Below are 21552 nucleotides of genomic sequence, written 5' to 3'. Positions count from 1 at the left end.
ACATGATCAAGAACGGCACCAGACTGCAGAGCCAGGTGTGTGATACCCAGGTAATCGTCGTGCGCAGCGCCGACAGCCTCGAGGACCTGCGTGCCGGCGGCGTTCCGATGGTGCCCATCGACGGCAAGGATGAAGCCAAAGCCGCTGACGCCAGCATCGACCCGGAGTTCTCCGACGGCAACGCGATGGGCAAGCGCTACGTCGACGACAACGGCGCCGAAGTCCTGGTCACCAAGGCCGGCGCCGGCACGTTGAGCATCGGCAGCACCCCGATGTCGCTCAAGGAAGCCAAGCCGCTTCCCGCCAGCGACTGATACGTTCGCCATGTGAGGCAACGCGGCCTGCTCGCACGCTATGCAGCAGGTCTTGCGTTCGCCTATGTCCTGACGGTCGCAGAGGTCGTCGCGATCGTGCTGTCGATGACCGGCGTGGCCGGCTTGACCGCCGAAGCCATCGTCGTCTCGGCGATCCTGGTCATCGTGGGCACCGCGATGGTGACCGGTGGCGCCGTCGCCATCATCTCTCCGTCGCTGCGCTGGCTCGGTAAGCGCGAGCCAACCGACGCTGAGCGCCAGGACACGCTGAAGATCACGCGGCGTCAGGCCGCGGTCACCGTCGCGCCGTGGGTGCTTACGGGTGTGGTGCTGATCGTGTGGGATCTCGACGCGGGGCCCGAGGCCCGAGCGGTCGTCGGCGCGGCGATGCTGTTCGGCACGGTGGCCACGGTCAGCACCGGCTTCCTGTTAACGCTGCGGACCCTGCGCCCGGTGCTGGCCGGTATCACAACGGATTTCACCCGGCTCACCGCCCCAGGGGTCCGCGCCCGGCTACTGCTGATGTGGACAACGTGCACCGCACTGCCCGGCGCCGCGATCGCCGTGCTGCTGATCATGCGTTCACGCGGTTGGATCATCGAGCGGACCGCGCCGATCGAATTGGCTCTGCTGGTGCTCGCGCTGGTCGCCGTTGTGCTCGGCCTGCGGGCAATGATCCTGGTGTCGATCTCGATCTCCGATCCGGTGCACGAGGTCATCGACGCGATGGCCAAGGTCGAACGGGGCCAGATCGATCACCACGTCGATGTGTACGAGTGGTCGGAGATCGGTCTGCTGCAGCGAGGATTCAACAGCATGGTCACCGGACTGCGGGAACGCGACCGGCTGCGCGACCTGTTCGGCCGCCATGTCGGCGAAGAGGTGGTGCGCCGCGCAGTCGAGGACAACGAGTCCCTGTCGGGTGACGAGCGCGACGTCGCGGTTCTGTTCATCGATCTGGTCGGGTCGACCCGGCTGGCCGCATCTCGTGAACCCCACGAAGTGGCGGACGTGCTCAACGATTTCTTCCGCATCGTCGTGGCGACTGTGGACCAACGGCACGGCCTGGTCAACAAATTCCAGGGTGACGCGGCGCTCGCCGTGTTCGGCGCGCCGCTGCACATACCGGACCCGGCGACCGCCGCGCTCTCAACCGCCCGCAGGCTGGTGTCAGAATTGCGTTGCCTGCGTATCGACTTCGGCATCGGTGTGTCGGCCGGACCGGTTTTCGCCGGAAACATCGGGGCCGAAAACCGTTACGAGTACACCGTGGTCGGAGATCCGGTCAACGAGGCGGCACGGCTCGCCGACCGCGCGAAGGACATCGACGCACGGGTGCTGTGCTCTGATAAGGCCGTCCAGCGGGCCGACGAAGCGGAACGCCGCCATTGGGCCGTGGAAGGCTCAGAGGTGTTGCGCGGCCGCACCGGAGCGACCGAATTCTCGACGCTGCGCTGACAATCCGGTCTTTCTCGTCGGCCTGATCGCGACGGGCACGTCCGTCCAGCCGGTGCTCCTAGCGGGCGCGCGGACGCGGTCGCCGACGGACCAGCCTGGCGAACTCGACCGTGGAGCGGCGGACCGACTCGAACTCCAGCGACACCAGCAGCGTGTCGACCATCGCGAACGGCAGGGTGGTGGCGACCGCGCCGCGCCCGTACTCGATGTGCCATGAACCGGGATGAATCGTCATTCCACGGGCGTGGCCCCTTTCGACGCGGGCGTGTTCACCGGGCAGCAGCATCATGGCCGTCATGTCATCGGATTCGATGTCGTACGAGTCGATCCGGCCGGCGATCAGGAACTTGTCGATGTCGACGTGCTTGTAACGACCCGAGAAGCCCTGGGTACCCGTCGGCGAACCGAAGATGACGATGTACTCACGGGCGCTGAAGTAGAGGAACCGGACCTTGCCCAGGATCCCACCCGCCCTGCTGCCGACCCATCGACCCGGTTCGGGGGCGATCAGGTCCGGATAGGCATCGGCGAGTAATTCGACGGCCCGCGTGGTGAGTTCGCCGCTCTCGAGCGGTAACCCGACCACCTGCCGGGCGACGGTGTGCAGGACGGCAGGATCGATCTTGTACGCCATCAGCCGAACTCTATCGGCAGGCGGGTCGGTCCGCTCATGCCGAGCAAGGGCCTCCACGGCGCGGGGCCGCTGACACGCGGATCAGGCATCCGGACCGCGAGGATCTTCAGCGCCTCGGCCAGTTCCCGTCTCGCGAGGTTCGCGCCCAGGCAGTAGTGAGCACCGCCACCGAAGGTGAGGATGGGCGGCGGGTCGTCGCGGGTGATGTCGAAGCGCTCGGGCTCGTCGTAGATCGCCGGGTCGCGATTCGCGGCGTAAGTGTTGACGAGCAGGAAGGTACCCGCCGGGACGAGGTATCCGGCGACGGTGACGTCCTCGGTCACGCTACGCAGCGTGCTGCACATCGACGGGGAATGCCGCATCGTCTCCTCGACCGCGTTCATCGCGAGTTCGGGACGGTCCCGCAGCAACGCCAACTGGTCGGGGTGGTCACACAACACCTGCATGGACGCGCTCAATTGGGTTCGAGTGGTGTCGGTTCCGGCGAGCAGAATGCTGAAGGCGAGCATGCGGACCTCGGTCGCGTCCAGACGGTCACCCTCGTGCTCGGCCCGGATGAGCTCGGACAGCAGATCAGGAGTCAGCTCCGCGCTTCGGTGAGTGATCATCTCGTCGATGTACTCGTCGAAGGCGTCCCAGGCGCGCAACACGGCGGGTTCCTCGGCGGCCAGGTCGATGTCGAAGCTCACCACCTTGAAGATGTCCTCGGCCCACGCGGAGAACAGCTTCCAGTCCCGCGAAGGGGCGCCGAGCAACGCGCAGATCACCGGGATCGGATAGGGCCGCGCGATCGCTTCGACGAACTCGCACCGGCCGTCGGCCTCCACGGCGTCGATGAGGTCGTTGATTACCGTGTGGATGGTCGTGTCCATCCGGGCGGTCGCGCGGGGGGTGAAGGCCCTCGAGACGAGACTGCGCAACCGCCTGTGCTCGGCGCCTTCCATGCACAGGATGCTGCGCGTCACCCTGTCCCACAGCTCTCCAGAGGTGACTCCGTGCGCGGTGAGGTGAATGCCGGGCGGGATGCCGAAGCGCGGATCCCCGAGGACCGTTCGGGCGAGGTCGTAGGACAGCACCTCCGGTCCGATCGGACCGAGCGCGATCGGTGCCGCGGCCTGGGCCACCCGGAACTGCGGGTAGATCTCCTGCGGTGTCGCCGTGATGTCGTAGGTCAGGGTCGGCAGTCCGGCGTCGAAGATGCTCGGTGCGGCGGTGTCGATGCTCACGTCGCCTCCTGGTCGGTGGCTCGTTGCAGGATCCGCAGCGGTAACGCCGTCAGCGTGCACGTCGCCGACGGCCAGGTGATCTCCGGGGTGGCGCCCGGCGCGATCTCGAATTCCGGTATCCGCTCGAGCCATTCGGCGACGACGAGCTTGAGCTCCATCCGGGCCAGATGCGAGCCCAGGCAGCGGTGCGGACCGCCGCCGAATCCCCAGTGCTTGTGCAGCTTGCCGTCCAGCACGAAGTCATCGGTCGACGTGTCGTCGCTGCCGTCCCGGTTCACGGCGCCGACGCACAACCGGACCTGCGCACCGGCAGGCAGCGGGACGCCTGCGACGGTCACCGGCCGGGTGGTGACCCGACCGACGATAGGCGCCGCTGGTTCGAGTCGAATCATCTCCTCGACGAAAGCGGCTATGCCGTCGGCGTCCCCGCGCAGCGACCGCCGCAGGTGCGGACGCCGGGACAGCTCCATCATGGTCGTGCCGATGGTCGACGTGACGGTGTCGAGACCGGCGAGGACGAAGACCAGCGACAGCCCGGTCGCCTCGGCGTCGGTCAGCGGCTCGTCACCGTGAAGGAGCTGCGACAGGATGCCCTCCTGCGGTTGCCGCCGCTGACTCTCGACGGCCTCGGTGAGGTAGGTGTACAACTCCACGGCCGGAGTCAGGTCGACGCTGTCGGGGTCCGTGGTGAGGCTGAATGCGATGATCGCGTCCTTCCATGCGATCAAGCGCTCCCGGTCCTGCAGCGGCAGACCGAAGAGTGTGAGGAACACCTGCGATGGATACGGCGTCGCGAGGTCGGCCATTACCTCGCAGTCGTCGCGGCGAGTGATGTCGGAGATGATGTCGATCGCCTGTGCCTGCAGCGACGGCAGCAACGAGCCGAGGGTCTGCGGGCTGAAGAATGGGTGCAGGATCCGGCGGTACCTGGTGTGCTCGGGCGGATCGAATCCGAGGGGCACCAGCGGCACCGGGCTGATCATGTCGTCGTAGGCGATTCTGGATGAGAAGGTGCCCGGATCACGCAGCGCCGCAAGCACATCCTCGCGTCGCGTCAGGTAGTACCAGCCGTCGCCCTGCAACACCGGGCCGAGCCGTCGCAGGGCGGACCACCCCGCACCCCGGTCCCGCGACATCGGTAGGTCCTCGTACCGGACATGCGGCAGGCCCGCCGGCGGCTCGCTCATCAGACGTTCGTCGACAGGTAGGTGACCGGCAGGTTGAACACCGACAACTCGACCTCGTCAAGGTAGGAGCCGTCGCCCGAGAAGCTCTGCCGGAAGCGTGTCCTCGATCCGTACCGCTCGCTCACAGACTCGGCAGCCTTGGCGTCGGGTACCCGCAGCACCACGGTGTAGACACCGTCGCCGTTGCGGGCCAGGAAGTCGGCCACCGAGACCGCCACCCCCGCGGTGGAACCCGGGATGGGACTGATCAACTCCAGTCCGCCGTCCCAGTCGAGTTGCACGGAGACACCCAGTTCGGTGAGATCCGTTCCGTTGAATTGGAAGCCGAGTTCGGTGAACATCTGCGCAACCGTCTCCCGGCGTTCCTGACTCACGGCGAAGACGACGTGGTGCAGTCGCGAACGTTCCCCGGTCATGAGCGAACCAGCCCGCGAGGTCGCACCAGACCGAGGTCGAAGTGCGTGAGCCAGCCGGCTTCGGCCTCACACACCGCGGGTATGGCGTTGATGGCGCCCATCGCGGTCCAGTTGTAACCCGGATGAGCCATGGTGCCGTCGGGCCGATCGACGCCCTCGAGGGTCATCTCCGTCGGCGGGTCTCCCTCGATCACGATCCGGTACCGCGTCTTGCCCCAATCCCATGCGGGATCCAGTTTGTCGGCGGGCGCCGTCGTGTAGATCGCGTGGAAGACGATGAGTGGGCGGCCGCCGACCATCGATGTCCATTCGTGGTGCTGCGCGGCGACCGTTCCGCGCGCTATCGCCCCGAGTTCGTGCGGGATGTCCTCGGTCGCTATGGATGCCCGCAGGTCAGCGGTCACCTCGTCAATGCTTACGCCCAGGCCGTCGGCGATCATGTACATCGACTGCGCGAAGAACGGCACGCCGAGGCCGAGGATGGTCGGTTCGGTGAGGAACGCGTCGCGCTCCTTACCGAAACCCATCCAGTCGATGTGGTCCAGCGGTGCGTCGGTGAGGACGTTGACCACTTCGTACACCGAGATCCGGTCGATCCGGCTTACCACCCGGGCCAGCGTCAAGGGAAGGAGATCCCCGGCGTAGCCGGGATGGATTCCGCCCCCGTGGAACGATGTGCCCCCGTCCTGGCACGCGGCACGGATCTTGTCGCCGTCAGCGGCGAAATCCGGTGAGGGGTTGAAGAACCCGCTGGTGGTGACCACGTTCTTGCCCGACCGCAACAGCCGGCAGACGGTTTCGGTGTCCATGATGATGGGCGTGTAGAACACGCAGTCGGCATCCATGGCGACGACGGCCTCGACGTCATCGGTGGTGGTCACGCCGATCGCGCCGATGCCCGCGATGTCGCCGGCGTCCCTACCCACCTTCTCGGGAGTGTGGACCAGGACGCCGACCAGGTCGTACACCGGGTTCTCGGCGAAGTGCCGGACCCCCACCTTGCCGACATCGCCTGTCATCCACTGGATCACGCGATACGTCTTGTCGGGCATCTGTTGCCCTCCTTACTGTACGAGCACGCCGCGCGGCAGCAACAGCGGCAGATCGTTGTACGTCGCGATACCGGGTTCGGCGGCAACGACGGCCGGAATCGCCGTGATCGGCGGCATGGCGGTGATGGTCAGTCCGAGCATGACGAAGTCGTCGAGGGTTTCGCCGTGGAAGTCCGGCGGCGGCTCGAATGCCAACGTGCTGGTGATCGTGGGCCTGCCCTCGACGGTGACGGTGTAGCCGAACGTCGTCGACCACACCGGTCGCAGCGTCTGGCCCTTGGTCCACACGCCCCGGATCTCGATGATGTCCCGCTCGCCGAGGTAACCCTTCCAGCGGACGTCGATGCCGGCTACGCAGCCGGCCCTGATCGTCCAGTCGCCGGGCAGTTCGAGATCTTCGGTCGTCTCGGCGTATTCGACATCGCATCGCACCTCGTCAAGTTCGGCGCCGAGGGCCTCGGCTACCAGCAGCACAGCTTCGCGGAATATGCCGGAACCCTTCTCGGTGATCGCCGGCAGACCGGGATCGCCGATGGGATGGCCGAAGCCCATAGGGATCTCGGTGGCGGGTGAGTTGTAGATGCTGGTGTCGAAGGACTCAACGATAGAGATGCGGTCCACTCTGTCCGAGATGCCCGCCGTCACCACGGCGAAGAGCTGGATGAAGCCGGGGTTGATCCCGCTTCCGAAGATCGTCGCACGCCCGCGCCTACAGGCCTCGATGACACGATCGCGATCCGTGCCGAGCTGGTGGCCGGTGATGAACTCCGATGTAGTCACGACGTTGACACCCGCGTCGAGGATGCGCACCACGGCGTCGATGTCCGCGAACATCGGATTGTAGACCACACAGTCCGGTTTCAGTGCCAGGAGCGCGCCGACGTCGTCGGTCGCGGTGACCCCGAGCGGCTCCATGCCACACAGGACACCGACATCCTTGCCCACCTTGTCCGGCGACCACGCGTAGCACCCGACGAGCTCGAGATCGGTGTTCGCGGCGATCGCGTGCACCGACTTCGTGCCGACGTTGCCTGTCGTCCACTGTACGACGCGATAGGTCAACTGCCGACTCCCACAACAGCACCCGGTGTGAAACTCACCGGGATGCGGCGGTAACCACGGGTGACGGAGTTGCCGTGGAACACCGGATCGGCGTCGGGTGTCAAGGTGTAGTCGGGCATCCTCGACAGCACCTGTTCCAGTCCGACGGTGAACTCCAAACGGGCCAAGTTGGAGCCCAGACAGCGATGGACGCCTGCGCCGAACCCGAGGTGCCGGTTCTCGCGACGGTCGAGAATACATTTGTCGGGTTCGGGGAACTGGTCGGCATCCCGGTTCGCCGCGGCGTAGTTGACCACTACCGACTGCCCGGGACAGAACGCGTGACCGCTCATCTGCGTCGCCAGCCCGACCGTACGCGGAATGCCGTGAATCGATCCGCCGAAGCGGATGAATTCCTCGACGGCCCTTGGCAGCAGGTCCGGCTCGCTGACCAGCCGGTCGCGTTCGTGGGGATGGGTCGCCAGGTAGTGGAACGCGAACGACATGGCGCTGGCGGTCGTCTCCAGCCCGGCCTGCACCAGCAGCATGGCGTTGGCGACGACCATCTCGAACGGCAGCTTCTCGCCGTCGATCTCGGCGCCGAGCAGCACATCGATCATGTCGTCCCGCGGTGGCCGGCCGACGCGCGCCGACACCGCATCGTGCAAATGCTGGTAGAGCCCACCCCACGCGGTCATCCGCTCGGCCTCGGTCGCACCGTTGAGTCCGGTGTCGGTCAGCTCGACGCAGAGCGGCACGTCGTCGACCGGCATGCCGAGCAGGTACTTGAAGAACACGATGCCGGGCTGGCGCCAGGCGACCAAGGCCAGGTCGCCCTCGCCCCGCTCGATGAAGGCATCCATCAACTCATCGGTCTCATTGCGGATCTGGGGCCGAAGTCCCTTCATGCGCGCCGGTGAGAAATACGGGTTGAGGACCTTGCGGAAGCTCTGCTGCCGCGGCGGATCCATGGTGATCACCAGGTCGCCCGCGAGCTGCTCGGCGCCTTCCGGCGTCGGCTTGCTCGAGAAGTGCTGCCAGTCCTGCAGAATCCGGTAGCACTCCTCGTACCGGGTCGCCACCCACGCGCCACCCGGGGTGGCGGACAGAAACGGTGAATCGGTGTGGGCGAAGGGCGCAGTGCGCCGCATCACCGAGTAGACCTCGTAGAGGAAGTCGTTGTCCTGGAAGTCCTCGTGTCGCAGATCCCAGTTCTGCGCGTGCTCCTCGAGCGACCTGGTCACGGCGACGGGGCGCCTTGCTGCTCGGCGGCCTGCCGCGCCTCGCGCTCTTCGTGGATGCGAACCAGTTCGCGGAAGCCGATCCGGTTGTACTTCGGCACCGGCTGGATGCCCCACTCGTCTTGCGCGGTGTCTTTGCCCTCGGCGCCCTCCGGGGGGCCCAGCGGCGGGTAGGGAACCTTGCATTCCAGGGTGTCGTCCGAATACCGGACCTTGAGCAACTCGCTGCAGATCTCGGTGAGGCTCAGCGTCGGATAGCCGTAGTACACCGCCATGAACGGCAAAGTGAACGCGCCTTCGATCACCAAGGCGACCAGGCACACCAAGACTGCGCGCTTGATGTAGCGGTGCATGCGGGCGTAGTACGGCGTCGTGCCCGGTGGCAGGTCGTCCCGCTGTTCCTCGGTGGTTTCCGGGGTGGTCGTCATGGCTTGGCTCCTTGGAACTCGTTCAGTCGGAGAAGATTTCGCGGTTCACTGTGTGCAGGTAGGGAATGGCCAGGAAGGGCGTGATGTAGAAGATGTCGTAGAGCCACCACCCGATGACCGGGAACACCACACCGGCGTAGCGCACGTCGGCGTACATCGTCATGTTGAAGACGTATAGGCACCAGATCAGTACGCCCATCCAGCAGGTGATGATCATCCATTGATGACCCCAGCGCTTCATCTGCAGGAAGCCGATCGCCGCGGCGCACCGCATCGCGAAGACCGTCAGGATCATGCCGAACACCATCGACTTCTCACCGGGCCCGGCAGCGCCTCCGACCCACGCCTCGTTGTAGTGCCAGAAATAGCCGGCGTCGAACATGGCGCCCCAGCCGACCATCAGCACCCGGTTGATCAGGGTGTGGTTGGCGACCAGGTCCAGCGCCCAGCCGAGGCTGTTGAGCATCCCGTCGATCAGGACCAGATAACCGATCAGCGTGACGATCATCGGCCGCATCGACAGACCGGCACGCGCCGCCTGCCGCTGGAGGTACACGCCGCGCAGGAAGATGGGCAGTCCGAAGATCCCCGGCGCCCACATTCCCATCAGGCCGGCCCCGACGATCATCCACTTGTCCGCCCGGCGTTGCGCAAGGCGCGACTCTTCGTCGTGTTCCTCGAGCGGGACGGACCCGTCGAGCGGAACTGGTCCCTTCGATCGCCGGTTCAGCAGCGGCAGGTTCACAATTCCCACCAGCCGCGGGCGAATGACATGTAGAGCTGGATGCCGAACATCGTGAGCAGGTAGCCGTAGATGACTATCTGCAGGATGATGAGGGCCTTCTTGCGATTTCGCTCTTTCTGATCCATGCGGTCGGACTCCTTTCTAACCGGATGTGCTCGGAGCGTCGGACAGGCTGGCCACGGCTACTTCGCGCAGGCCGTCGGTGATGGCACCGTCAGTGGACAGTGGCGCGAGAATGCAGGCCTCGGCGGCCTCCAATTCGGTTGCCCCTGAGACGATCAGCTGCGCGGCCGTCACGAGCACGCGGGTCGAAGGCGGTTCGAAGTGGAAGGCCTCGTCGGCGGTGCGGATCGCCGTGGCGCATGCCACGAGGCGGGTTGCGGTGGCTGACCCCACACCGGTTTCGGCGACGATCACCGCCGCTTCGCGTTCGGGTTCCAGGTACCGCATGGGCAACGTCACGAAGCGCTGGCGGAACGACGGCTTGAGTTCCTTCAGCGAGCTGCGATAGGCGGGGTTGTAGGAGCAGACCAACATGAAGGCTTCCGGCGCCTGAACCACCTCACCGGCCCGATCCAGATACAGCGCGCGGCGATGGTCGGTCAGCGAGTGCAGGATGGCCAGCGAGTCGTGGCGCGCCTCCACCACTTCATCGAGATAGCAGATGGCTCCGGCCTTCACGGCCCGGGTGAGCGGTCCGTCGGTCCACACGACGTCGCCGCCGGTCACCATGAACCGGCCGACCAGATCGGAGCTCGTCAGGTCGTCATGGCAGCTGATCGTCACGACGGGCCGTTGGAGCAGGACACCCATGTGCTCGACCAGGCGCGTCTTGCCGCAACCGGTCGGCCCGGTGAGCATGACGGGCAGGCGCTTCAGGTATGCCTGCTCGAACAGGCGCACCTCGTTGGCATTCGCGTAATAGTCAGTGCCAGTCATTCGCTCGCAAGCATCGCTCATGCAGCCACCAACTCGCGGTGGACGTGGGCAAGCACTCGGGGTAGCTCCTCGACTCGTCGGATACGTTGTGAGCGGCGGGGTCCGAAGACCTCAGGCAGCGGGTCGACGCGGGTCGGCCCGACGCCGACGTAGTAGATGCTCACGCCCGCGTCGTTGGCCTCCTCGACGGCGTGTGCCGCGTCGGCCCAGGCGTAGCGGCCCTCGTACCCCTCGTCGGAGATCAGGCCGTCGCCGATCACGATGAGCAGTCGGCGCTCGGACGGTTGCGCGAGCAGCCTGCTGGTGAGGTGGCGCAGCGGCGCACCGAGGCGGGTGTATCCGCCGGCGGACAGACCGAGGCGGCTTGGTGGCACGAACCTGCGGTCCGCGAAGTCCTTCAGACAACTGACCTCGACCCGGTGCCGGGTGTTCCCGGTGAACACGAAGATGCCGTGCCGCTCACGAGCCAGTGTCATCGCCCGGGAAAGCGCATCGGCACAGGCCAGTTCGAGCTTGAAGATCCGGCCGCCGTGAACCCCGAGCGACGAGCTGCCGTCCAGAAGGAGAGCGGTCGACACGTCCCGGTCGCTCGGCAGGAGCTCGCGGAAGATGCGCGGCTCTACCGCCTCGCCGGTCGTCAAGTCGATGTAGTGCTCGACGTACCGTTCGACGTCGAGATCCGAGCCGTCCTCCAGCCGATTCTTCATCGCCCGGTGGGTGTGTTCGGCGAACCACTTCCGCAGCTCCGCCGAACCCGCTTCCGGCTTGCCGGTCCCGGACGGATGCGCCTTCTCGAGCACCGCCACGTGGTCGCGCATGTAACTCTTGGTCCACGAGTTCCACTCGGGATACGGGATGCCGGGCCGATGGTCGGGTGTGATGTCGAGATCGTTGTCCTGCGGGCGGCTCGGCGGCGGCAGATTGGGATTGCGGATGCCGCCGTCCCCGCCCACGGGGATCGAGTACGGCCGCGGCAGCCGCTTCTGCGATGTGGTCCACGGCATTCTGCCCAGCGTGCGCCGCAGCTTGTCGGACATGCTCTGGGGAGCGGTGTACGCGAGGGGAAGTCGGCCCAGGAGTGGATGAACGCTCATCGGTTCTGCAGTGCGCGCCATTGCGATCGCCCGGCCGAGCATCGCCGTCGCATCGAGGTCGCTGTCGAGGGTCTCGAAGTCACCCATCACCCGCCGGATCTCCGGTAACAGGCCGGGCCAGCGCGCGGCGACCCATCCGAGAGCCACGCCGGCCTCAACGATCGTCAGCGCGCGCAGTTCCCGTGCCGACAGCTCGTTCAGCCGGTAGTCGAGAATCCTGTCCTTCGACGGCGCACATTGCAGTGCGACACCGCATGTGAGGGTTCTGCGGGTCCAGTCACGGCCGATCGGGTACGGCACGAGCACGAAGTCCAGAGCCGCACTCAGGCTGAAGGCGCGATGCCCACCAGTGATCAGGCGAACGCCCTCGCGCCGCTGTTCGCTCAGCGCGACGGCCGTAACCGCGCAACTGCGCTCGACAGCCATCGCGTGTGCATCGGAGAGTTCCGGCATTGATCGTAGCCCCGCTCAGAAGGTGCCGATGTTGGAGAACATCCAGTACCAGAACCAGATGATCAGACCGGTTCCACCCCACGCCGCGACGTACCGGAGTATCTCCCAAATCCAGTCCACTAGTGCAACCTCCTCGAGGTCGGTTGGTCGATCATCGGATCTTGAGACCTCGCACGACCGACGCGACCGAGTCGGCCAGCATCGCGTTCCGGGTCTCGCTGTCGTCGGTGGTGGTCAGCACTCCGTAGATGCCGAGGAGGAAGAACGTCGCGCTGTAGAACGCGTCGACCTGCGGGTGGATGACACCGTCACCGCGGGCCCGCTCGATCTCATCGACGAGCAACACGATGACCGGGTGGTCGGTCCAGTCGTCTCTCTGCGGGCGTGTCGGCGAGAAGTGCTGCGCCAGAATCTCCTTGAAGAGGAGTGGACCGAACCGTAGCTCCAGCCCGCTTACCAGGTCGACGACCTTCGTCAAGGCGGTCACCAGGTCGTGCGGTGAGCTCAGGGAGGCGGCGAATTCGGCTGCGACACGCGCTTCTTCGCGAGACTCCAGTTCGAGCAGCACATGTTCCTTGCTGGGGAAGTGGAAGTAGAAGGTCCCGTGCGCCACACCTGCGGCAGCCACGATGGCACCCACGTCCGCGCCGGCCATCCCCGCGCGTTTGAACTCCGCTGTCGCGACCTCGAGGATGCGTTCCCGCGTCTGTCGCCGGCGTTCTTCGCGCGCCGAGAGCTTCACCTGGGCGGTCATGGTTCGCTCTTTCTAACCTAGATACTGACTTAAGTCAATGAGTGAAGTCAGTCAGAAAATATCTCGCGGTTGACGGTATGTAAATAGGGGATGGCCAGGAAAGGGGTGATGTAGAAGATGTCGTACAACCACCAGCCGACGACCGGGAAGATGGTCCCGGCGTACCGCACGTCGGCGTACATCGTCATGTTGAACACGTAGAGACACCAGATGAGCACTCCCATCCAGCACGTCACGATCATCCATTGGTGGCCCCACCGCTTCATCTGCAGGAAGCCGATTCCGGCTGCGATCCGCATCGTGAACACGGTCAGGATCATCCCGACTTCCATTGCCTTCTCGCCCGGGCCGGCGGCGCCGCCGAGCCACAACTCGTTGTAGTGCCAGAAGTACCCGGCGTCGAACATGGCACCCCAGCCGTTCAACAGGATTCGAGCCAGAATGGTGTGGCTCGCAACGAGGTCGAGCGCCCAGCCCACGGTGTTGATCGCCGCATCGATGATCACGAGATAACCGATCAGGGTGACGATCATCGGGCGCACCGACAGCCCTTCACGCTGCGCCCTGCGCAGCAGCCACACCCCCCGCAGGAACAGCGGCAGCCCGACGACGCCGAGGGCTGCGGTCCCGATCAGCAGGCTCCCCGAGATGAGCCACTTGTCGGCCTGGCGCTGAGCGAGCCGGGATCGCTCCATGTGGTCGTCCAGGCCGCTGCCGGCGGCGGGAAATGTGGGCAGAGTCAAGGCACCCTCCTAGGAATCGGCCTTCAGAGCATCGCAGCGAAACTGACCTAAGTCAACGAGAGCTCTATCGCGTCTCGATGCCCCGCAAGGTCCTCGTGACGTAGTCGTCGATCATCGTGCTCTGCGTCGGCCAGTTGTGGGTGGTGGTCAACAACGCGTAGAGCCCCAGCAGAAAGAACACGGCACTGTTCATCGGATTGACGTCGGCGGCAACCTCGCCGCGCTGCTGAGCACCCTCGATCTCGAGCGCGACCCGGACGATCACCGGGTGTTCCGTGCTCTCGTCAACGGGCCGGGTCTGCGAGAAGTGCAAGGCGAGGAAGTCCTTGAACAACAGTGATCCGAGTCGACGCTCCAGGCCCAGGATCAGCCGAACCGATTCCTTGAGAATGGATTCGAGATCATGCGCGGCATCGCTGTACCGACCGAGCTGCTTGGCGATGCGTTCCTCTTCGCGGTGCTCAAGCTCCAGCAGCACGTGTTCCTTTGTCGGGAAGTGGAAGAAGAACGTGCCGTGGGCGACGCCCGCCGCCGTCACGATGGCGCCGACGTCAGCCGCCGCGATGCCTGACCGCTTGAACTCGGCGATCGCCGCTCCCATCAACCGCTCGCGCGTCTGCAAGCGCTTGGTCTCGCGCGCCGACGGCTTGTCCACCACTGCCATGTGACCACGATAGCTGGATTGCCGTCGACAAGTGTGGTTGACTCCAGTCAGTCGAACGAGGAGGCGGTATGGCGCTCGAGCAGTTCAACCTCGACGGTCAGGTGGCCATCGTCACCGGTGCGGGAAAGGGTGTGGGACAGGGCATTGCGCGAGTTCTCGCGGAAGCGGGCGCAACAGTGGTGGGGACAGCCCGCACCGAGGCCGATATCGTCGGGACCATCTCCGGCATCGAACAGGCCGGCTGCAAAGGCCTCGCACTGGTCGCCGACGCCATGAGCCGGCCCGACGGTGAGCGGGTCGTGGCCACCACGATGGAACGCTTCGGCCGCATCGACATCCTGGTCAACAACGTCGGGGGGTCCACCTACGCACGCTTCCTCGACATCACCGACGACGACTTCCGGCTCACCTTCGACTGGTGCGTCACCTCGGCGTTCATCATGAGCCAACTGGCCGCCCCGCACATGCTCGAGGCGGGACACGGATCCATCGTCAACATCTCCTCGGGCTCAGCGCGCTTCGGCATTCGCGCGCTGACCGCGTACTGCACCGCCAAGGGTGGACTCGAGGCGCTTACTCGCGCCATGGCGCAGGAATTGGCGCCGAAGATCCGGGTCAACGCGATAGCCCTGGGTTCTTTCGCCACCGATGGCCTTCAGGGCAGTCTGGACATGATGCCCGGATCGCTGGAGAAGATGATGGAGTCGACGCCGCTGCACCGACTCGGCGACGTCGAGGATCTGGGTCGGCTGTGCGTCTACCTCGCCACTCAAGGGTGTTACGCGACCAACGCGATCTTCCACGTCGACGGCGGTATCGACTCCAACAACTCGCCGCTGCCGATACCCGACTACTGAACGAGGACAGAAGATGCGCAGGGTTGTCCAATTCTCCACCGGCAACGTCGGCCAACACTCGCTGCGCGCGATCATCGGCAGGCCGGACTTGGAACTGGTCGGAGTGCACGCTGCCAACCCCGACAAGATCGGCAGGGACGCCGCCGATCTCTGCGGACTGCGCGAGCCCACCGGGGTCGTCGCGACCGACGACATCGACGCGCTCATCGCATCGAAACCGGACTGCGTGGTCTACACGGCATTGGGCGAGACCCGCCCGATGGAGGCCATCGATCAGATGTCGAGGTTCCTCGCAGCCGGGGTGAACGTCGTCGGCACTTCGATGGTGTGGCTGGTGACGCCCCGCCAAACCGACGAGTGGTTGCGCGACCCGTTGGAGAAGGCCTGCGCCACAGGGAATTCCTCGCTCTACGTCAACGGTATCGACCCGGGCTACTCGGGTGACACCGCCGTGCTGGCGGCATTGAGCCTGGTGACGCGCGCGGAATCGATCACCGTTCAGGAAGTCTTCGACTACGGCAACTACGACGACTACGAATACACCGGAACGGCAATGGGCTTCGGCACCACGGCCGAGGACGAGCCGGCAATGGCGTTCCAGCCGGGGGTGATCACGGCGATGTTCGGCGGATTGGTGCGCAACCTCGCGCACCACCTCGACCTCGAACTCGACGAGGTCAGCCAGCGCTACGAGCCTTGGTACGCCGACCAGCGAATCGAATGCAAGATGATGACGGTCGAACCCGGCGGACTGGCCGGGGTGCGGTTCGCCGCCGAAGGGGTCCGTGACGGAGCACCGGTCATCACCATCGAGCACACCACTCGGCTCACACCGGCTGCCGCGCCCGACTGGGAGTACCCGCCGGACGGCCACTCCGGTGTGCACAAGGTGATCATCGAGGGCGAGCCACGCGTCGAGGTGAGCACGCTGTTGTCGCATCCGGTGCTCGACGTCACCGAGGCCGGCTGCGTGTCCACCGCCGCCCGGGTGGTCAACGCGGTCGACTGGGTCTGCCGCGCGCCTGCGGGGCTGGTGGCCGTCGAGGACATCCCGCCCGCCGAGATGGTTCGCGGCTTGATGTGGTGAGACCTGCGACGATGACATGACGGCCGTTCGCGCCCGTGACGCTGGGCGGTCGCTTAGCATCGCGGTCATGTCGCAGACGATCACACTGCCGGGTATCTGTCGGATCTGCTCAGCACATTGCGGAGTGCTGGCCACCGTCACCGACGGCCGCCTGACCAAGGTCTCCGGCGATCCCGACAACCCGATGTTCGCCGGCTACACCTGCGCGAAGGGACGCGCGCTACCGGACATCCACAACAATCCAGACCGCCTGCTGCACAGCCAGAAGCGCCAACCTGACGGCTCCCACTCCCCCATCGCCGCACCGGAGGCGATGGACGAGATCGCCGCGAAGTTACAAGACCTGATCGCCAACCACGGACCCCGCTCCGTGGCGATATACCTCGGCACCAACGGGTTGCCCTATCCAGCGTCGGCTTTGATGGGCAATGCCTTCATCCGGGCCATCGAGTCCCCGATGTTCTTCACCGCGAACACCATCGACCAACCGGGCAAGCAGATCGCGTTGGCGGCACACGGCCACTGGCTCGGTGGGGACGTCGACTTCCACGAGGCCGACAGCTGGATGCTCATCGGCACCAACCCGCTGGTGTCCAAAGCGATCGGCATTCCCGGGCAGAACCCGGCGAAGGGCCTGAAGGCCGCCGTCGAGCGCGGCATGAAGCTCATCGTGATCGACCCGCGCCGGTCCCAGACCGCGGCGCGTGCCGCCATTCATCTTCAACCCCGGCCCGGCGAAGACGTCACGATCCTGGCGGCGATGATCAATGTGATCATCCGTGAGGGGCTGAACGACATCGCCTTCATCGAGGAGAACGTCGACGGCTTCACCGATCTGGCGCGGGCGGTGGAACCGTTCACGCCCGCCTACGCCGCCGAACGCGCCGATGTCCCTGAGGAGCAACTGCTCGAGGCCGCAAGGGTTTTCGCGACGCACGGCGACCGTCGCGGCATGGTCAACGCCGGCACCGGTGCGAACTTCGCTCTACACGGAAGCCTGCTCGAATACCTGTGTCTCTGTCTGACCACAATCTGCGGCCGCTGGCAACGCGCCGGGGAACGCGTGGTGCGGCCGAACACGCTGATGCCGGCGTTCACCGCGAAGGCACAGCCGCATCCGCCGTACGAGGGCTGGGGTTACGGTGAGAAGCTGCGCGTGCGTGGCCTCACCGACACCGTCAGCGGAATGCCAACAGCGGCACTGGCCGACGAGATTCTGCTCGAAGGCGCTGGGCAGGTGCGCGCGCTGATCTGCATCGGCGGGAATCCCATGGCGGCCTGGCCCGACCAACGAAAGACGCTACGAGCGCTCGAGAACCTCGATCTACTGGTCACACTCGACACCGAGATGTCGCTGACCTCCCGCCTGGCCGACTACGTCATCGCGCCCATGATGCAGATGGAGACGCCGGCGATGACGATGGGCAGCGAGCTGATCAAGTACTACACCAGCGGCACGGGGATCCCCGCCGCCTATGCGCAGTACGCGCCACGGCTCCTGGAGCCACCTGCGGGCTCCGACCTCATCGAGGAGTGGCGCTTCTTTCTCGGCCTGGCCAAACGGATGGACCTCGAACTATGGTTCGTCAACTTCTTCGGTGGTGGCGGCGGCAAGTTCATGGAGTCACCGCCCGTGGTCCTCCAGATGAACGGTGACACCGAGCTCAGCACCGAGGAACTCTTCGAGCAGATGTGCGCGACGTCGCGCATACCGCTCGACGAGGTACGCCGCCATCCCCACGGCAAGATCTTCGACGTCGAAGCAACGGTCGAACCACGAGATCCGAACTGCACCGCCAAACTCGACGTCGGCAACGCTCACATGCTGGCCGAACTGCTGGAGGTGCGAAACGACGACTTCGTCACTGCGCGAAGTGATCCCGAGTTTCCCTTCCGATTGATCCCGCGGCGCCATCCGAACTTCATGAACTCCTCTGGCACCACGCTCGCGGCCTTGCACCGCGGCAAGCCGTACAACCCGGCCTACATGCACCCCGACGCGATCACCCGCCTCGGCCTGCAGTCGGGCGAGTCGGTCCGGGTCACCTCGCCACACGACAGCGTCTGTGCGGTGCTCGAAGCCGATGACACCCTGCGGCCTGACGTCACCGCGATGCACCACGCGTTCGGCGGGATGCCGGGCGACGACGACGAGTTCCGCAGCCAGGGCACGAATGTCGGACGACTGGTCCCGACGGATGTCGACTACGACCGGATCACCGGACTCCCGCGTCAGGGAAACATCCCCGTCCGCGTCACCGCGCTCGCCGCCCGGTAGCGCTCACTCGCCGTCGCCCGAGCCCAGCGCTCAGGCTTCGGCGAGCTGCTTCTGCTCGTAGAGCTTCGCCCATTCCTTGCGTGGCCGGATCGACACGTCGACATCGGTCGCCTTGGCGCGCAACGCCCCCACGGTGGCCTCTGCTCGCGGTGTGCGCACGAACGGATCCCAGCTGAAGAACCGGCAGGAGTTCGCCCACGTGATCTTGTTGATGTCGGAGTCCGACGCCTCCGCCGCGTTGAGTTCGGCGAGAACCTGTTCGGGCGCGTCGGGCCAGAAGCAGTCCGAGTGCGGATAGTCGCACTCCCAGGCGATGATGTCGATGCCGATCTCGTGGCGCAGCTTCAGCGACGTCTTGTCGGTGACGTAGCAGGCCAGCGAATGCTCGCGGAACACGTCGCTGGGCAGCTTGTCACCGAAGTCTCGGCGCAGCCATTTCTGGTTGGTGTAGTGCCGGTCGCTGCGGTCGAGATAGAACGGGATCCAGCCGATGCCGCCCTCGGAAAAGGCGAACTTCAGGTCCGGGTAGTTGCGCATCGCCGGACCCCACAGCAGATCCTGTGCGCACATCGCCGAGACCTGGGTGGCGAGGATGATCAGGTTGTCGATCGGCGCGTTGGGCGCCATGCTGATCGCGCCGAAGCCCGTCCCGATGTGCAGACACATCACCACGTTCTCCTCGCTCAAGGTGCGGAACACCGGACCCCAGTACTCCTCGTCGTGGTAGCTCGGCAGTCCCTCGAGGTGGGGCAACTCGGGCATCGTGACCGCGCGGCAGCCCTTGGCGGCGACCCGGCGGATCTCCGCGCACATCGCTTCGGGGTTCCAGGTCGGCATGATCGCGATCGGGATGAAGCGGTCCGGATAGGACCCAGCCCACTCGTCGATGTGCCAGTCGTTGTAGGCCGACACCATCACCAGCGTCGTCTCCTCGCGGTGCATGTTGAGGTGCCGCGCAGAGAACCCGGTGAAGGTCGGAAAGCACATCGAGGCGAGGATGCCGTTGCGGTTCATGTCGCGGACTCGCTCGTGCACGTCGTACACGCCGGGCCGCATCTCAGCGAAGCCGGCCGGGTCGCGTCCCCACTCCTCGGCCGGCCAGGAGACCACGGCGTTGAGGCCGCTGACGCCCTGCGGCCGGCCCTGATACATCCACTGGTCGACGCCCTTGTCGTCGGTCACCACTATCGGTGCCTCGTCCTTGTACCTGGCCGGAACGTGGCGCAGGAACATATCGGGTGGTTCGACGACGTGGTCGTCGATGCTCACGAGAACGAGGTCAGCTACATCCATGACTCAAGTAGTACCGTCTTGGGTCGTGACCGGCTCTGCGCTTTCGGACAGACGTTTTGCACAATCGGCCAACATCGACCGGCGCGGTGCTCACCGCGTCATCGAGTTGCGCCGGGGTGGGCGCGCCCTCGGCGGCAGCTACCTCTACGAGGGCGACGGGCTGATCACCGGATGGCACAGCCACGAAGTCCATCAGATCGAATATGCGATCGGCGGGGTGGTGGAGGTCGAGACGGCGTCGGCACACTACCTGCTGCCGCCGCAGCAGGCGGCGTGGATTCCCGTCGGCCTCGACCATCAGGCCACGATGAACCCGGACGTCAAGACCGTCGCGGTGATGTTCGACCCGCAGCTCATCACCGAAGCCGGCGACCGCGCCCGCATCCTCGCGGTCTCGCCGCTGATCCGCGAGATGATGATCTACGCCCTGCGATGGCCGATCGACCGAGCAGATGGCGACGCGATATCCGACGCCTTTTTCCGGACCTTGGCCGACCTGGTGTCCGAGGCGCTCGATCATGAAGCGCCGCTGAGCCTTCCGACCTCCGAACACCCGATCGTGTCGGCGGCCATGGCCTACACCAAGAAACACCTCGACTGCGTCACGGCCGCGGATGTGAGCCGGGCGGTGGCTGTGTCCGAACGCACACTGCGGCGTCTATTCCAGGACTCGATCGGGCTGTCCTGGCGTACCTACCTATTGCACGCACGCATGCTGCGGGCGATGGCACTGCTGGCGGCCCCGGGGCAGTCGGTGCGTCAGACGTCGTCGGCCGTGGGCTTCGACAGCCTCAGCTCGTTCACCCGGGCGTTCACCCAATTCAGCGGTGAGACGCCGACGACCTATCGCAAGCGGGTCGGGGGCGCACCTGTGTGATGCCTCCGCCGGTGATCACGAGTCGGGACGGAGCTGACCTTGACGAAGGAGGGAGTCGACGGAGTTCTGCCACCGCTCGAGCTGTGCAGGCGTGGTCAACGCTTCGGGTAGATGGCGTTCGACGTGACCGCGCAGCACCCAGGTGCCCAGGGCGAGCACCAGCGGGTTGAGCATCCCCCAGGTGGCGTCCAAGTCGGGTCGTGTCAGGCCCTGCTGCTCCCTGGTCTTCCACCGGGCCTCCCCCAAGTGCGCGAGCGAGTCGAACACCTGGCTGCCGACCGGGCTGCCGTCGGTGAGCGCCCGACCGACGTAGGCGCACACGTCGGGCTGTTCGGAGATCAGCCAGGTCACCCGCCGCCCGACGTCGGCGATCGAGTCCGCAGGCGGATCGGGGATCGGCTCGGCGAGTGTGGTGCTCATCACCTCGAGCACATGGTCGTCAACGGCCTTGATGAGATTCGCCTTGGTCACGAAGTGATGCTGGACGAGACCAAGGGACACTCCCGCCTCGGCGGCGACGGTGCGCAACGACGTCGCCGCCGTGCCCCGATCCGCAAAGCACTTCAGCGCCGCGTCCCGAATCCGGTCCACGCTCGAGGGCGTGCGGCCGTCGGACGGCTCGGGCGGTTGAGCCGCCATCAATTGCCGCAGGTGAAGCTAGGCACGATTCCACCGTATCCGTAAACGTCTGTATCGTTAAGAACCGATACAAGTGTATTGTCGGCCAGGCCGGTGAGCGCTTCAAGCATATCGGGAGGAGATGCAATGGCA

At 65.6% G+C, this 21552-nt stretch carries 23 protein-coding genes; 6 read left to right on the top strand and 17 right to left on the bottom strand.

The genetic code is table 11. The annotated features are described in order from the left end of the window. Window positions 1–2: 2 nt before the first annotated feature. Window positions 3–314, top strand: coding sequence for a hypothetical protein (locus K3G64_RS15895; RefSeq protein ID WP_238885643.1), 312 nt, complete (start codon window positions 3–5; stop codon window positions 312–314). A gap of 12 nt (window positions 315–326) precedes the next feature. Further along, the gene (locus tag K3G64_RS15890) at window positions 327–1772 is read left to right on the top strand and encodes an adenylate/guanylate cyclase domain-containing protein (RefSeq protein ID WP_238885640.1); all 1446 of its coding nucleotides are present in this window, start codon (window positions 327–329) and stop codon (window positions 1770–1772) included. Between the two features lie 58 nt (window positions 1773–1830). On the opposite strand, the gene K3G64_RS15885 is transcribed toward K3G64_RS15890, so the two are convergent. From K3G64_RS15885 to K3G64_RS15820, 15 genes are all read right to left on the bottom strand, one after another. Continuing rightward, complete coding sequence (locus tag K3G64_RS15885) at window positions 1831–2406, bottom strand: ERG2 family protein (RefSeq protein ID WP_238885638.1); 576 nt, start codon at window positions 2404–2406, stop codon at window positions 1831–1833. After that, window positions 2406–3632, bottom strand: coding sequence for a cytochrome P450 (locus K3G64_RS15880; RefSeq protein ID WP_238885636.1), 1227 nt, complete (start codon window positions 3630–3632; stop codon window positions 2406–2408). Before K3G64_RS15880 ends, K3G64_RS15885 begins: the two co-directional genes overlap by 1 nt. Continuing rightward, window positions 3629–4819, bottom strand: a complete 1191-nt coding sequence (locus K3G64_RS15875; protein ID WP_238885634.1) for a cytochrome P450 — start codon at window positions 4817–4819, stop codon at window positions 3629–3631. The genes K3G64_RS15880 and K3G64_RS15875 overlap by 4 nt, the downstream gene beginning before the upstream one ends. Continuing rightward, window positions 4819–5235, bottom strand: a complete 417-nt coding sequence (locus K3G64_RS15870; RefSeq protein ID WP_238885631.1) for a hypothetical protein — start codon at window positions 5233–5235, stop codon at window positions 4819–4821. Before K3G64_RS15870 ends, K3G64_RS15875 begins: the two co-directional genes overlap by 1 nt. After that, complete coding sequence (locus K3G64_RS15865; protein ID WP_238885628.1) at window positions 5232–6287, bottom strand: NAD(P)H-dependent amine dehydrogenase family protein; 1056 nt, start codon at window positions 6285–6287, stop codon at window positions 5232–5234. The genes K3G64_RS15870 and K3G64_RS15865 overlap by 4 nt, the downstream gene beginning before the upstream one ends. Window positions 6288–6299: 12 nt before the next feature. Further along, complete coding sequence (locus K3G64_RS15860) at window positions 6300–7349, bottom strand: NAD(P)H-dependent amine dehydrogenase family protein (protein WP_238885625.1); 1050 nt, start codon at window positions 7347–7349, stop codon at window positions 6300–6302. After that, complete coding sequence (locus K3G64_RS15855; protein WP_238885622.1) at window positions 7346–8572, bottom strand: cytochrome P450; 1227 nt, start codon at window positions 8570–8572, stop codon at window positions 7346–7348. The genes K3G64_RS15860 and K3G64_RS15855 overlap by 4 nt, the downstream gene beginning before the upstream one ends. Further along, complete coding sequence (locus K3G64_RS15850; RefSeq protein WP_238885620.1) at window positions 8569–8997, bottom strand: hypothetical protein; 429 nt, start codon at window positions 8995–8997, stop codon at window positions 8569–8571. Before K3G64_RS15850 ends, K3G64_RS15855 begins: the two co-directional genes overlap by 4 nt. A 22-nt stretch (window positions 8998–9019) precedes the next feature. Then, window positions 9020–9742: a hypothetical protein gene (locus tag K3G64_RS15845; protein WP_238885617.1), complete on the bottom strand. Its 723-nt coding sequence runs from the start codon at window positions 9740–9742 to the stop codon at window positions 9020–9022. After that, window positions 9739–9867 carry a hypothetical protein gene (locus K3G64_RS25550; RefSeq protein ID WP_255727766.1) on the bottom strand — a complete coding sequence of 43 codons (129 nt, stop codon included), beginning with the start codon at window positions 9865–9867 and terminating at the stop codon, window positions 9739–9741. The genes K3G64_RS15845 and K3G64_RS25550 overlap by 4 nt, the downstream gene beginning before the upstream one ends. Window positions 9868–9883: 16 nt before the next feature. Further along, on the bottom strand, window positions 9884–10681 hold the full coding sequence (locus K3G64_RS15840; RefSeq protein WP_238885615.1) for a CbbQ/NirQ/NorQ/GpvN family protein: 798 nt from the start codon (window positions 10679–10681) through the stop codon (window positions 9884–9886). A 17-nt stretch (window positions 10682–10698) separates the two neighbouring features. Then, on the bottom strand, window positions 10699–12228 hold the full coding sequence (locus K3G64_RS15835) for a nitric oxide reductase activation protein NorD (protein WP_238885612.1): 1530 nt from the start codon (window positions 12226–12228) through the stop codon (window positions 10699–10701). 151 nt (window positions 12229–12379) lie between these two features. After that, complete coding sequence (locus K3G64_RS15830; RefSeq protein WP_238885611.1) at window positions 12380–12982, bottom strand: TetR/AcrR family transcriptional regulator; 603 nt, start codon at window positions 12980–12982, stop codon at window positions 12380–12382. A gap of 47 nt (window positions 12983–13029) precedes the next feature. Continuing rightward, window positions 13030–13677 (bottom strand): hypothetical protein, encoded by a 648-nt coding sequence (locus tag K3G64_RS15825; protein ID WP_238950717.1) that lies wholly within the window; start codon window positions 13675–13677, stop codon window positions 13030–13032. A gap of 112 nt (window positions 13678–13789) precedes the next feature. Beyond that, a complete protein-coding gene (locus K3G64_RS15820; RefSeq protein WP_238885610.1) occupies window positions 13790–14389 on the bottom strand; it encodes a TetR/AcrR family transcriptional regulator in 600 nt (199 codons plus the stop codon). A gap of 68 nt (window positions 14390–14457) precedes the next feature. On the opposite strand from K3G64_RS15820, the gene K3G64_RS15815 reads away from it, so the two are divergent. The 3 genes from K3G64_RS15815 to K3G64_RS15805 all read left to right on the top strand — a co-directional run bounded on the left by K3G64_RS15815 (window position 14458) and on the right by K3G64_RS15805 (window position 18611). Then, window positions 14458–15246 (top strand): SDR family NAD(P)-dependent oxidoreductase, encoded by a 789-nt coding sequence (locus tag K3G64_RS15815; RefSeq protein ID WP_238885609.1) that lies wholly within the window; start codon window positions 14458–14460, stop codon window positions 15244–15246. Window positions 15247–15259: 13 nt separating this feature from the next. Further along, window positions 15260–16333, top strand: coding sequence for an NAD(P)H-dependent amine dehydrogenase family protein (locus tag K3G64_RS15810; protein ID WP_238885608.1), 1074 nt, complete (start codon window positions 15260–15262; stop codon window positions 16331–16333). Between the two features lie 67 nt (window positions 16334–16400). Then, a complete protein-coding gene (locus K3G64_RS15805) occupies window positions 16401–18611 on the top strand; it encodes a molybdopterin-containing oxidoreductase family protein (RefSeq protein WP_238885607.1) in 2211 nt (736 codons plus the stop codon). Between the two features lie 30 nt (window positions 18612–18641). On the opposite strand, the gene K3G64_RS15800 is transcribed toward K3G64_RS15805, so the two are convergent. Further along, the gene (locus K3G64_RS15800; protein WP_238885605.1) at window positions 18642–19904 is read right to left on the bottom strand and encodes an amidohydrolase family protein; all 1263 of its coding nucleotides are present in this window, start codon (window positions 19902–19904) and stop codon (window positions 18642–18644) included. 25 nt (window positions 19905–19929) lie between these two features. Here K3G64_RS15800 and K3G64_RS15795 point away from each other — a divergent pair, with 25 nt between their 5' ends. Further along, on the top strand, window positions 19930–20781 hold the full coding sequence (locus tag K3G64_RS15795) for an AraC family transcriptional regulator (protein ID WP_238885603.1): 852 nt from the start codon (window positions 19930–19932) through the stop codon (window positions 20779–20781). Window positions 20782–20796: 15 nt separating this feature from the next. Here K3G64_RS15795 and K3G64_RS15790 read toward each other — a convergent pair whose 3' ends face one another. Then, window positions 20797–21372 (bottom strand): TetR/AcrR family transcriptional regulator, encoded by a 576-nt coding sequence (locus tag K3G64_RS15790; protein WP_370646955.1) that lies wholly within the window; start codon window positions 21370–21372, stop codon window positions 20797–20799. Window positions 21373–21552: the final 180 nt, after the last annotated feature.

The organism is Mycobacterium sp. IDR2000157661, from assembly GCF_022317005.1.
Classification (GTDB): domain Bacteria; phylum Actinomycetota; class Actinomycetes; order Mycobacteriales; family Mycobacteriaceae; genus Mycobacterium.
Note: the sequence above shows the minus strand (reverse complement) of the source record. Positions and strands in the feature narration are given on the sequence as shown.